Raw genomic sequence first — 12788 nt, 5'->3', positions numbered from 1 at the left:
CTGACCATGAGCCTGGATATTCGCGCCTGCAACGCCGCGCAGCTGCCCATGGACCTGCTGCTGGAAGCCGATCCGCATCTGCCATATGTGCAAGCCTACCTGGCGGACGGGCACTGCTACCTCGCCGAGCGCGATGGCGTGGTCGTCGGCGTCTATGTGCTGCAGGCGCGTAGCCACGCCACCTTGGAGCTGATGAATATCGCCGTCGACCCAAGCTGTCAGGCCCAGGGTATCGGCACACAACTGCTGCAACATGCCCTGTACAGCGCTAAGCAGCTGGGCGCCACGCGCCTGGAAGTGGCCACCGGCAGCTTCGGCCACCAGCTGACCTTCTACCAGCGCGCCGGCCTGCGGGTGTACGCCGTCGAGCCGGATTACTTCCTTCAGCACTACCCCGAGCCGCTATTCGAGCAGGGTTTGCAGCATAAGGATCGCCTGCGTCTGGCCATCGACCTCAACTAGGCCAAATGCCTTCGCGCTTGGCTTTATGAAATTTATCGCGTAGATTTTCATGAAATTATTTAAATAGAATTTCATGAGGCGCGCCATGTTCAAACAATCCGCCCAACATATCGGCACTTACTACGCCGGCACCTACCCCGGCGCCATCCCCCTGCGCCCGCGCCTGCAGGAAGCGTTGCAGTGTGATGTGCTGATTATCGGCGGTGGTTTCAGCGGCCTGCACAGCGCACTGCGCTTGGCCCTGGCCGGCAAGAAAGTGGTCGTGCTGGAAGCGAGTCGCCTGGCCTGGGCCGCCTCCGGGCGTAACGGTGGTCAGGCGCTGCCGGGCTGGTCCTGCGACATGCCGCCGTTCGAGAAGGCCCTCGGCCTGGAACGCGCCCGCCGCCTGTGGGACAGCATGGTCTGGGCCGCCGAGGAAATGCGCGAGCTGCCCGAGCGGCACAACTTCGATATCGATTACCGCACCGGCGCGATCTACACCGCCGTACTGCCGCGCCGCGTGCGCCAACTGCAGGACAGCCTGGAAGAAGCCGAGCAGAAGTACGGCTACTCGCAGCTGAGCTTTATCGCCAAGGACGAACTGCCGCAGTGGATTGCCAGCCCACGCTACCTGGCGGCCCTGCATGACAGCGGCGCCGCGCACCTCAACCCGTTGAAACTGGCCCAGGGCCTGGCCGATGCCATCGAGAAGGCTGGCGGCAAGATCTTCGAGCAGAGCAAGGCGCTCGAATACCGCGAAACGGCTGAGGGCTATATAGCGCGCACCGAGCAGGGCGAGGTGCGCAGCGATGTGCTGGTACTGGCCTGCAACGCCTATATCGACAAGCTCGATGCACAGCTGTCGAAACGCCTGCTGCCGGTCGGCTCCTACCAGGTCGCCACCGCGCCGCTGGACCCGGAGCTGGCGCGCTCGCTGTTCCCGCGCGGCACCTGCGCCATCGACAACCAGTTCGTGCCGGACTACTTCCGTGTCACCCCGGACAACCGCCTGCTGTTCGGCGGTGGCTGCACCTACCTGGGCGGCATCCCGGCGGACGTACCGGCGGCCACCCGGCCTTATCTGGAGCGGGTGTTCCCGCAACTGCGTGGCGTGCAGATCGACTACGGCTGGGGCGGGCATATCGACTGCACCATGCACCGCACCCCGGATGTCGGCCGCAGCGGGCAGAGGTACTGGCTGCAGGGCTTCTCCGGCCACGGCATCCTGCCGACCCTGGCGGCCGCCCGCGCGGTCAGCGATGCGATCCTCGGTGACGCCGCGCTGCTTGAGCTGTACCAGGGCCTGAGCAACCCGCGCTTCCCCGGCGGCGACCTACTCGCCGCGCCGATCGAGGCGGTGGGCAAAGCCTGGTATCGCCTGCGCGATGTGATTTGAACCCGTAGCCCGGATGTAATCCGGGACCACCCTCCCCGGATTTCATCCGGGCTACGCCATAAGGAAAACCCATGGATATGCAGGAAGAAGTCGAAGGTCTGGCGATCCTGATCCGCGACCTGCGCAAGCACAAGAACCTCACCCTGGGTGAGTTGGCCGCGCGTATCGACCGTTCGGTGGGCTTTCTCTCCCAGGTCGAGCGCGGCCTGTCGCGCCCAACCGTGGCTGACCTCACCGCGATCAGCGAAACCCTGGGCGTGCCGACCACCTATTTCTACAGCCTGAGCAAGCCGCGCGACGTGCCCTGGGTCACCCGTCCGGGTGAGCGCCGCACGCTGTATTACGCCGGCGGCATTACGGACGTATTGGCTTCACCGACCATGGCCGGCGGTTTCTCCATGCTCGAAAGCCGTTTGGACCCTGGCGCCACCAGCGGCGACGGACATTTGAACGACAGCTCCGAGCAAGGCGGTTTTGTCCTCGAAGGCGAACTGACCATCTGGTACGGCGACGCCGCCGAGCCGGTCACCCTCGGCCCGAACGACAGCTTCCAGCTGCCGCCGCACGCACAGTTTCGCTACGCCAACCTTTCCGATTCCCCCACACGAGTGCTCTGGGTCTTCACCTGACCCGCGCAGATAGCCGCCATGACAATAACAACAGCATTCCCCGACCTGCTCAGCGAAGTCCGCGCCTTCCGTAGCGCCAACCCCGAAGTGCGCTATGTCGACCTAATCAGCCTGGACATCCCCGGGCACTTCTACGGCAAGCGCTACCCCATCGACATGCTCGAGAAGGTCGCCGCCGGCAGCCCGCTGAAAATCCCGCAGAACTGCGTGCTGCTTGGCGTACAGGGCGGCCTGCACCCGATTGGCGATTACTGCTTTAACGACGGCGACCCGGACGCACCGCGCCGGCTGATCCCCGGCACGCTCAAGCCGGTACGCTGGGAAAGCCAACCGCTGGGGCAGATGCTGATCAGCTCCGACGGCACCGCTGCGCCCATCGAATTCGAACCGCGTGAAGTACTCGCTCGCGTGCTCAAGCGCCTGGCAGCACGCGGTATCCGCCCGGTGGTGGCGTTCGAACTGGAGTTCTACCTGTTTGATCGCAAGCTGCAGGACGGCCTGCCGCAGTTCCCCCGCGACCCACTGTGCGACGATGCGGATGATCAGCCGAATATGCATATAGAGCGCCTGTCGCGCTTTGCCGATGTGCTGCACGAGATCGTCGACGCCGCCAACGAACAAGGCGTAGACGCCAACGTGATCACCGCCGAACTCGGCCCCGGCCAGTTCGAGATCAACTTCGGCCATTGCGACGACGGCCTGCGCGCCGCCGACTGGGCTGCTTTGTTCTGCCGCAGCACCCGTGGCGTGGCGCTCAAGCACGGCCAGCGTGCCAGCTTTATGAGCAAGCCCTACCTGCACGCGCCGGGCAGCGGCATGCATGTACACGTCAGCCTGTATGACGCCGCCGGCGGCAACCTGCTCGCGGCCGATGAGCAGCGCCCGCTGCGCTATGCAGTGGCCGGCTGCCTGGAGCTGCTGCCGCATTGCATGCCGATCTTCGCCGCCAACCACAACGCTTTCCGCCGCTACGGCGCCATGGTCAACGCCGCCAGCCGCGCCAGTTGGGGTTATGAGGACCGCGATGCGTGCATCCGCATCCCCGAATCGGACGGCAAGAACCTGCGCATCGAACACCGCCTGGCCGGCGCCGACGCCAACCCTTATCTGGTGCTGGCGGCGATTCTCACCGGCATGGAGCACGGCCTGGATGCCGGCAAAGAGCCGATTGCCCCGCTCAACGAAAACCGCCAGAGCGGCATCGACTTCCCCCAGGACATGCTCGGCGCAGTCAGCGCCATGCGCGACCACCCGGTAGTCAACCAGGGCCTGGGCAGTGAGTTCGTCATGGTCTACTGCGAGAACAAGCGCCAAGACCATCTGGCTTTTATGCAGGAAGTGAGTGCGCGGGAGTACCGCTGGTTTCTCTAGCCACCACACGGCCATCGCGTAGCCCGGATAAGCCCTGGCGCAATCCGGGAACTCTCCCCGAATTGCGCTGGAGCTTATCCAGGCTACGGGCTGTAACCCGTAGGATGGGTGATAACCCATCAATTGCCGCGATGGGTTATCACCCATCCTACGCCCCCACCTAGCTTGCGGCCTCAACGCAACAGATGCACCGCCAACCCGGCCAGCGCCGACACCAGCAGCACCTCCATCACCCCACGCTGAAAGCGCAGCAGCGCCAGCGCCGCCGCCACGGCCAGCACGGCCGACGGCCAGTCGAAGGTGCCGGCAAAACCCTGCGGCCAGAGCACGTGGTAGGCAAAGAACAGCGCCAGATTAAGGATCACCCCGACCACCGCAGCAGTAATCGCGGTCAGCGGTGCGGTGAATTTCAGCTCGCCGTGGGTCGACTCCACCAGCGGCCCGCCGGCGAGAATAAACAGGAAGGACGGCAGAAAGGTGAACCAGGTGACCAGCGCCGCTGCCAGCGCGCCGCTGACAAAGCCCGAATCGCCGCCGAATACCGGCTGCAAATAAGCGCCGACAAACGCCACAAACGCCACCACCATGATCAGCGGCCCCGGCGTGGTTTCGCCCAGGGCCAGGCCGTCGATCATCTGCGTCGGAGTCAGCCAGCCGTAGTGACCGATGGCGCCCTGGTAGACATAGGGCAGCACCGCATAGGCGCCGCCAAAGGTCAGCAGCGCCGCCTTGGTAAAGAACCAGGCCATCTGCGTCAGCGTGCCGTCCCAACCATACAGCCAGGTCAGCAGGCCCATCGGCAGCAGCCAGAGCAGCGCGCCCACCGCCAGCAACAGCGCCAGGCGCGACGCGCGAAAGCGCGTATGCGCCACCGGCGGGCTGTCATCGTCGATCAGCGCCGGACCGTAGGAATGACCAGCCGCCGCATGCCCGCCGCCCAGGCTGAACTGTTGCGGCAACAGGCGGCCACCGAGGTAGCCGAGCAGCGCGGCGCCAAGCACGATCAAGGGAAACGGCAGGTTGAAGGCAAAGATGGCGACAAAAGACGCCCCGGCGATGCCCCACAGCCAGTTGTTCTTCAGCGCCCGTGAGCCGATGCGCCAAGTCGCCTGCATCACGATGGCGGTCACCGCCGGTTTGATCCCGTAGAAGATCCCCGCCACCAGCGGCACATCACCATAGGCGATATACAGCCAGGACAGGCCGATTAGGATAAACAGCGACGGCAGCACGAACAGCACCCCGGCAATCACCCCGCCCCAGGTGCGGTGCAGCAGCCAGCCGATATAGGTAGCCAGTTGCTGCGCCTCCGGCCCCGGCAGCAGCATGCAGTAGTTCAGCGCATGCAGAAAACGCCGCTCGGATAGCCAGCGGCGTTTCTCCACCAATTCCTGGTGCATGATCGCGATCTGCCCGGCAGGCCCGCCGAAACTGATCAGGCCAAGCTTGAGCCAGAACCAGAAGGCTTCGCGCAGGCTCACTGCTGGCGGCGCAGTGGATGCAGATGATTCGGACATGCGGGCAACTCACGGTGATAAAAACGGTCGCACTATAGCGCGAGCGCATGACGATTTAAGCCGGCACGGCTCAAGCCCAGGCACGGATTTCCGTATACTTGGCAGCGCTGCGCCCTCCTTCCAACCTGCCCGTGAAGCTCTCTGTGAAAATCCGTCATTCGATAGTAAGCCTGCTGCTGATCTGCAGCTGCGTTGTAGTTGCATCGAACACCCAGGCCGCCCCCGCCAAACAACAGGACCTGGCCGCCGGCAGCGCCCTGCTGGTCGACCTGCAGACCAATCAGGTGCTCTACGAGCGTAACGCCGACAGCGTGGTGCCGATTGCCTCGGTGACCAAGCTGATGACCGCCATGGTCACCCTCGACGCCAAGCTGCCGCTGGATCAGCAGCTGCCGATCATGATTCGCGACACCCATGACATGCGCGGCGTGTTCTCCCGCGTGCGCGTGGGCAGCGAACTGAGCCGCCGCGACATGCTGCTGCTGGCCCTGATGGCCTCGGAAAACCGCGCCGCAGCCAGCCTGGCGCATCACTACCCGGGCGGTCACGCGGCCTTTGTCGCGGCGATGAACGCCAAAGCCCGCGCCCTGGGCATGAAGCATTCGCGTTTCGTTGAGCCCACCGGCCTGTCGGAGCACAACGTCTCCAGCGCCCGCGACCTGGTGCTGATGCTCAAAGCCGCGCGCCAGTACCCGCTGATCAGCCAGTTCAGCACCACCTCGGAAAAGACCCAGGCATTCCGCAAACCCAACTACACCCTGGGTTTTCGTAACACCAACAACCTGGTGCGCAAACCGGGTTGGAGCGTGCAGCTGAGCAAGACCGGCTACACCGGCGAAGCCGGCCGCTGCCTGGTGATGAACACCGTGATGAATAACCGCCCGGTGGCCTTCGTGGTGCTGGATGCCTTCGGCAAATACACCCATATGGCCGACGCCAACCGCCTCAAGCGCTGGCTGGAAACCGGCAAGGTCACCGCCGTACCGCCAGCGGCCATCAGCTACCGCCAGCAGAAACTGGCGCAGCGTCAGGCCAAGGCGGCGCAGTAGCGAACAGATAAACAGCCGGATCAGCACGACGCTCCGTCGTGCTGCGCTCCACAGATAGAAAAGCCTCAACCTAATAACCGAGGCGTTACTGGAAGCGTCCGACCTCCTGACGCAGCTCTTCGGCCAGCTGATCCAGTTCGCGGGCAGTTTGTGCCAAATTGGCCACCACTTCGCGCTGTTCGCTGTTGGCCAGCGCAATGCTTTGCAGGTTACTGCTGAGCAACGTCGCGGTACTGCTCTGCTCGCTGGTGGCGGTAGTAATGGCGGTGAATTGCTCACCCGCCGCATTGCTCTGCTCGGCAATCTGGCCCAGTGCAGCAGCAACCTTAGCGTTACGCTGCAGCCCATCCTGCATCAGCAGCTTGCCCTGCTCCATGGTGCTGATCGCACTGTTGGTCTCGCCCTGAATACTGCCGATCATTGCGGATATTTCGTTGGTCGCCTCGCGGGTGCGCGAAGCCAGGCTGCGTACCTCATCGGCGACTACGGCAAAACCACGGCCCTGCTCGCCAGCGCGGGCGGCCTCGATGGCCGCGTTGAGCGCAAGCAGGTTAGTCTGATCAGCAATCGAGGTGATCACGCTGACAATTCCACCGATCTCCTGCGAGCGCTGGCCCAGGGTATTGACCACTACGGACGTGTCATTCAGTGAGCTGGCAATCTGCTCCAGAGCGCTCGAAGCCTCGGTCATCGAACTGCGGCCAATGCGCGTCTGCTGAGCATTGTCGCTGGCCAGGCGTTCGGTATTGCGCATGTTGTCGGCAATGTTCAGCGACGTGGCGCTGAACTCCTCCACAGCACCTGCCATGCTGCTGATCTCACCGGACTGCTGCTCGATACCCTCATAAGCACCGCTGGCCAAGCCGGACAAGGCCTGAGCACGGCTACTGACGTTGTGTGCGGCGCCGCGAATGCGCGCCACCATGGTCGACAACGCTTCACCCATCTGGTTGAAGTTGCGCGCCAGCTCACCAATCTCATCCTGACTGGTGACGTTAAGACGCGCGCTCAGATCGCCTGCGCCCAATGCCTGCGCCTGTTGCACCAGATCACCCAGCGGGCGCAGTTTGCGCCGCAACAACCAGATCACTGCCGCGACCGCCAGCAGCAATGTCACCAGGCTGCCGATTGCCAACTGGCTACCCACGCGCCAGGTCACCGCCTGGATTTCTTCACGCGGCATACTCGCCAGCACCTGCCAGGGCCCGCCGGAAAACGGCATGGCTACGCTGAAGAACTCCTCGACACCGTCACTCCAGAACGCTCCATGGCCTGGCTCAGCCAGTACATCAGCGAGCTTGCCGGCGATTTGTTCAGGCTCCCGTGCACCGGCCGGGGCGACCAGCCACTTGCCCTGATCGTCGAGTAACGCCAGCGATCCCGTGGCGCCGATGCGGAAGCGCTTGAGATTCTCAAACTGCGCGTTCTGCCCATCGGTGTAGTCGAAGCCGACAAACAGCACCGCGATTACCCGACCGCTGGCGTCACGCACCGGGGTGTACTGAGTCATGTAGAAGCGCTCAAACAGCAACGCCCGCCCCACATAGCCATCACCAGCAAGCAGACGTTTATATGCGGGATGCAGATGGTCGAGCACCGTGCCGATGGCGCGGGTGCCATCAGGCTTGGTCAGCGAGGTGCTGATGCGCACAAACTCATCACCATCGCGTACGAACACCGTGGCCACGCCTGCAGTCAGCTGATGAAACTCATCGACTTCAGTGAAATCGTTGTTCAACAGGCTGGAGCCCAGGTACAGCGCCGGGGTTTGCATGCCGGCCACAGCTACTCGCTCAGCCCCCTGCACACTCAAGCCGCCACTGAAACGCCGCTCAAACAGACCGGCAAGACGCTGAGTGCTCTCACGCAGGCTGTCATGAAAAGTGCTCAGCTGATCGGCCAGCAGACGCGCCTCGCTGCCCAGATGCTCCTGCCGCGTAACCAGGTTGGCCTGGTTCAACGAGCGCAGGGCGAATACGGTGCTGGCACTAATCAGTAGAACCAGCACCAAGGCCAATGCAGTGGCCAACTGCCAAGCAATCCGAGAACGTGGGGAGGTCATGCATGCCTCCAAAGGCATAAAGCGGCAGTTATAGGGTAATAAAAGGCGTAATCGCCTTTATTTACTCGGCGACCGCACAGAATACTTGAGCGGAGTACTAAGAATATAGCCAAGCAAAATTGATCGGCTTTCGCTTGCCGATAGAGGGCTGCACCAGGCAAACATGCCTATTTCGCCACTAAGGATTAGCGGCGGTCTGAAATTGCCGGAGTGAGGGTCTACAGGCGCTTCAGGCTACCCCGCAGGCCTGACCCAGGCGATGCCTAGTTGCTCAGCCCGAGCAACGGCTGACGCATACCAAACACCAGAAAGCGCGCCAGCTCGGGGAGCGGCAAGGCCTTGCTGATCAGGTAGCCCTGCACCTGATCGCAGCCGTACTGGCGCAGCAGCGCCAGTTGTTCGGCGTTTTCCACGCCCTCGCCCACCACCTGCAGGTTGAGGTTGTGCGCCAGGTTGATCATCGCCCGCACCAGCTGGCGGTTTTCCGCGCGCTCGCTCATGCCGCCGACAAAGCTCTTGTCGATTTTCAGCAGGGTGATCGGCAGGTTGTTCAGGTGCACGAAGGAGGAGAAGCCGGTGCCGAAGTCGTCCAGCGAGAAGCGCACGCCGAGGCGACCGAGGGCCAGCATGGTCTGCTGCACCTGATCACTGCGGCGCATCACTGCGGTTTCGGTCAGCTCGAACTCCAGCCACTGCGCATCCACCCCGCGCTCTTCGATCAGACGGCTGAGGGTTGGCAGCAGCTGGCTGTCCTGAAACTGGCGGAACGACAGATTGACCGCCATATGCAGCGCAGGCAGGCCCCGCCCGCGTAGCCACTGCATATCGCGTAGCGCGCGGCTGATCACCCAGTAACCGAGCGGCACGATCAGCCCGCTTTCCTCGGCCAGCGGTACAAATTCATTCGGCGCCAGCAGGCCATGTACACTGTGGCGCCAGCGCACCAGTGCTTCCAGGCCGACTATGCGTCCGGTCTGCAGGCACAGGCGCGGCTGGTAATGCAGTTCCAGCTCGTCGCGACGCAGGGCGCGGCGCAGCTCGCTTTCCAGGTCGGCCTGGTTGCGTGCGCTGCGGTTGATCCGCTCGTCATAGATATGAAAGGTGCAGCCCTGCTGGCTCTTGGCCTGTTGCATGGCGATATGCGCGTGCCACATCAGCGGGTCGGCGCTGCCCTCGGCGCGGGAATGGGCCAGGCCCAGGCTGCAGCCGATCAGCAGGCTTTCGCCGTCGATCCAGTAGGGCTCACCTAGAGCTTCGGTAATCTGTGCAGCCAGGCGCTCGGCGCGCTGTGGGTCACGGCGGCTGTCGAGCAGCAAGGCAAATTCATCGCTACCCAGGCGCGCCACCTGGTCGCCGGCCTGCAGCTGCGCCTTGATCCGCGCCACCACCTGCAGAATCAGGCTGTCGCCGCCCTGGTAGCCGAGGGCATCGTTGGCGTGGCGGAAGTTGTCCAGGTCGAGATGACCGAGGGTCAGGCCGCGGCCTTCGTACTCGGCCAGACGCGCGGCCAGCAGGGTCTGGAAGCCCTGGCGATTGGCAATCCCGGTCAGCGCGTCCTGTTCGGCCAGGCGGTGCAAGGTGTCGTTGAGGTTGCCGCGCTCACGCGCATAGCGCAGGCAACGGCGCAGCACCTCGGCGCTGAGCTGGTCGCGCACCAGCCAGTCGCACACGCCCTCAGGCTCGGCTTCGGGCTCGGCATCCAACAGCAGGACAATCGGCAGGGAGCAGCGCCCGGAGGCAGGCAGGTATTTGGCGGTGGTCAGGAGCAGGGCGTTGCTGGGTTTATCGAACAGCGCGCTGGCCGCCTCCCAGGACGGTGCGGTGATCAGCGCATAACCACTGCCAAGCGCACTCAGACGCTCGCGCAGCAATTGCGCCCAGCCCGGCGTTTCCGCCAGCAAAAGCAACCGTAATGGTTCGACGAACGCGGACAAACAACTTCCCCCACTGCACAAATAAAGAGCATTGAACCCGCTCGGATGCGTCGTAATCGACGTCTAATCACGCACATCCTTGTGTCAGTGGCGCGCGCCCTGCGGCATGGCAAGGACCCGAAAGTGGCACCAGAGTACTGGATTAGGAAAATTAACCAAGCCTGGCGGTTTGCCATTATGTGCGCTGCGACACACTTCCAGATGGTCACGGCAGAAAGCGCCAGGCCTGTTAAAATGCGCGCCCATTCCGCCTGACGATTGACTCCATGTCCCGACTGAACCCCCGGCAGCAGGAAGCCGTGAACTATGTCGGCGGCCCACTTTTGGTGCTCGCCGGCGCAGGCTCCGGCAAAACCAGCGTGATCACGCGCAAGATCGCCCACCTGGTGCAGAACTGCGGTATCCAGGCCCGCCATATCGTCGCCATGACCTTTACCAACAAGGCCGCGCGCGAGATGAAAGAACGTGTCGGCACCCTGCTCAAGGGCCCCGAAGCCCGCGGCCTGACGGTGTCGACCTTCCACAACCTGGGTATGAACATCATCCGCAAGGAATACGCGGCGCTGGGCTACAAGCCGGGCTTCTCGATCTTCGACGAGGGCGATATCAAGGCGCTGCTGTCGGACATCATGCAGAAGGAATACTCCGGCGATGACGGCGCGGACGAGATCAAGAACTACATCGGCAGCTGGAAAAACGATCTGATCCTGCCTGAGCAGGCCCTGGCCGAGTCGCGCAACCCCAAGGAACAAACCGCCGCCATCGTCTACCTGCACTACCAGCGCACGCTCAAGGCGTACAACGCGGTGGACTTCGACGACCTGATCCTGATGCCGGTGAAGCTGTTCCAGGACAACCCCGACATTCTGGAAAAGTGGCAGAACCGCATCCGCTACCTGCTGGTCGACGAATACCAGGACACCAACGCCAGCCAGTACCTGCTGGTGAAGCTCTTGGTGGGCATGCGCAACCAGTTCACCGTGGTCGGCGACGATGACCAGTCGATCTATGCCTGGCGCGGCGCGCGCCCGGAAAACCTGATGCTGCTCAAAGAGGATTACCCCTCGCTGAAGGTGGTGATGCTGGAGCAGAACTACCGCTCCACCAGCCGCATCTTGAAGTGCGCCAACATCCTCATCGCCAACAACCCGCATGCCTTCGAGAAACAGCTGTGGAGCGAGATGGGCATGGGCGACGAGATCCGCGTAATCCGCTGCAAGAACGAAGACGCCGAATGCGAGCGGGTGGCCCTGGAAATCCTTACCGAGCACCTGCGCACCGAGCGCCCTTACAGCGACTACGCCATCCTCTATCGCGGCAACTACCAGGCCAAGCTGATGGAGCTGAAACTGCAGCACCATCAGATTCCCTATCGCCTCAGTGGCGGCACCAGCTTCTTCGCCCGCCAGGAGGTGAAGGATTTGATGAGTTACTTCCGCCTGCTGGTCAACCCGGACGACGACAACGCCTTTCTGCGAGTGATCAACGTGCCGCGCCGGGAAATCGGCTCGACCACCCTGGAAAAGCTCGGCAACTACGCCACCAGCCGCAAGATCAGCATGTACGCCGCCGCCGGCGAAATCGGCCTGGGCGAGCAACTGGATGCGCGCTATACCGAACGCCTGGCACGCTTTACCAAGTGGATGGACCGGGTGCGCCAGGAATGCGCGCAGAACGACCCGATTGCGGCGATCCGCAGCATGGTCATGGACATCGACTACGAGAACTGGCTGCGGCAGAACGCCTCCAACGACAAGGTCGCCGACGCGCGCATGGGCAACGTCTGGTTCCTCGTCGAAGCGCTGAAGAACACCCTGGAGCGCGACGAAGACGGCGACATGACCATCGAGGACGCCATCGGCAAGCTGGTGCTGCGCGACATGCTCGAGCGCCAGCAGGAAGAAGAGGAAGGCGCCGAAGGCGTGCAGATGATGACCCTGCACGCCTCCAAAGGCCTGGAGTATCCGTCGGTGTATATCCTCGGCGTGGAGGAGGAAATCCTCCCGCACCGCTCCAGCATCGAGGCCGATACGGTTGAAGAAGAGCGGCGCCTGGCCTACGTCGGCATCACCCGCGCCAAACGCAACCTGACCATGACCTTCGCTGCCAAGCGCAAACAGTACGGCGAAATTATCGACTGCTCACCGAGCCGTTTTCTCGATGAACTGCCGCCCGAGGATCTAGTCTGGGAAGGCCTGGACGACGCACCGCCCGAGGTCAAGGCCGCCACCGGTAACTCGGCCCTGGCCAATATGCGCGCCATGCTGAAGAAATAGCCGCGTAGCGGCGCGCCCGTGGTGTGGCCTCCAGGGATAATTGATCAATCACGATGTAGGTTGGGTTGAGGAACGAAGCCCAACAAGGCGAGTGACATGCCATGCGGCCGCCA

The 12788-nt window shown here is 63.1% G+C and carries 9 protein-coding genes; 6 read left to right on the top strand and 3 right to left on the bottom strand.

What is annotated here, in order from left to right; all coding sequences use genetic code 11:
- Window positions 1-6: 6 nt before the first annotated feature.
- The 4 genes from P3C18_RS02245 (at window position 7) to P3C18_RS02230 (ending at window position 3837) form a co-directional block, all read left to right on the top strand.
- On the top strand, window positions 7-462 hold the full coding sequence (locus tag P3C18_RS02245) for a GNAT family N-acetyltransferase (RefSeq protein WP_275960244.1): 456 nt from the start codon (window positions 7-9) through the stop codon (window positions 460-462).
- A gap of 85 nt (window positions 463-547) precedes the next feature.
- Window positions 548-1837, top strand: coding sequence for an FAD-binding oxidoreductase (locus P3C18_RS02240; RefSeq protein ID WP_275960243.1), 1290 nt, complete (start codon window positions 548-550; stop codon window positions 1835-1837).
- Between the two features lie 71 nt (window positions 1838-1908).
- Window positions 1909-2466, top strand: a complete 558-nt coding sequence (locus P3C18_RS02235) for an XRE family transcriptional regulator (protein ID WP_160085955.1) — start codon at window positions 1909-1911, stop codon at window positions 2464-2466.
- Between the two features lie 24 nt (window positions 2467-2490).
- Window positions 2491-3837, top strand: a complete 1347-nt coding sequence (locus P3C18_RS02230) for a glutamine synthetase family protein (RefSeq protein WP_275961561.1) — start codon at window positions 2491-2493, stop codon at window positions 3835-3837.
- Window positions 3838-4010: 173 nt separating this feature from the next.
- Here P3C18_RS02230 and chrA read toward each other — a convergent pair whose 3' ends face one another.
- Window positions 4011-5354 (bottom strand): chromate efflux transporter, encoded by a 1344-nt coding sequence (gene chrA / locus P3C18_RS02225; protein ID WP_275960242.1) that lies wholly within the window; start codon window positions 5352-5354, stop codon window positions 4011-4013.
- 143 nt (window positions 5355-5497) lie between these two features.
- On the opposite strand from chrA, the gene pbpG reads away from it, so the two are divergent.
- Complete coding sequence (gene pbpG / locus P3C18_RS02220; RefSeq protein ID WP_275960241.1) at window positions 5498-6403, top strand: D-alanyl-D-alanine endopeptidase; 906 nt, start codon at window positions 5498-5500, stop codon at window positions 6401-6403.
- A gap of 85 nt (window positions 6404-6488) precedes the next feature.
- On the opposite strand, the gene P3C18_RS02215 is transcribed toward pbpG, so the two are convergent.
- Complete coding sequence (locus tag P3C18_RS02215) at window positions 6489-8465, bottom strand: methyl-accepting chemotaxis protein (RefSeq protein ID WP_275960240.1); 1977 nt, start codon at window positions 8463-8465, stop codon at window positions 6489-6491.
- Between the two features lie 263 nt (window positions 8466-8728).
- The gene (locus P3C18_RS02210; RefSeq protein WP_275960239.1) at window positions 8729-10399 is read right to left on the bottom strand and encodes a bifunctional diguanylate cyclase/phosphodiesterase; all 1671 of its coding nucleotides are present in this window, start codon (window positions 10397-10399) and stop codon (window positions 8729-8731) included.
- Window positions 10400-10665: 266 nt separating this feature from the next.
- Here P3C18_RS02210 and rep point away from each other — a divergent pair, with 266 nt between their 5' ends.
- Window positions 10666-12675, top strand: a complete 2010-nt coding sequence (gene rep / locus P3C18_RS02205; RefSeq protein WP_275960238.1) for a DNA helicase Rep — start codon at window positions 10666-10668, stop codon at window positions 12673-12675.
- Window positions 12676-12788: the final 113 nt, after the last annotated feature.

The organism is Pseudomonas sp. 1928-m (genome assembly GCF_029269135.1).
Classification (GTDB): domain Bacteria; phylum Pseudomonadota; class Gammaproteobacteria; order Pseudomonadales; family Pseudomonadaceae; genus Aquipseudomonas.
Note: the sequence above shows the minus strand (reverse complement) of the source record. Positions and strands in the feature narration are given on the sequence as shown.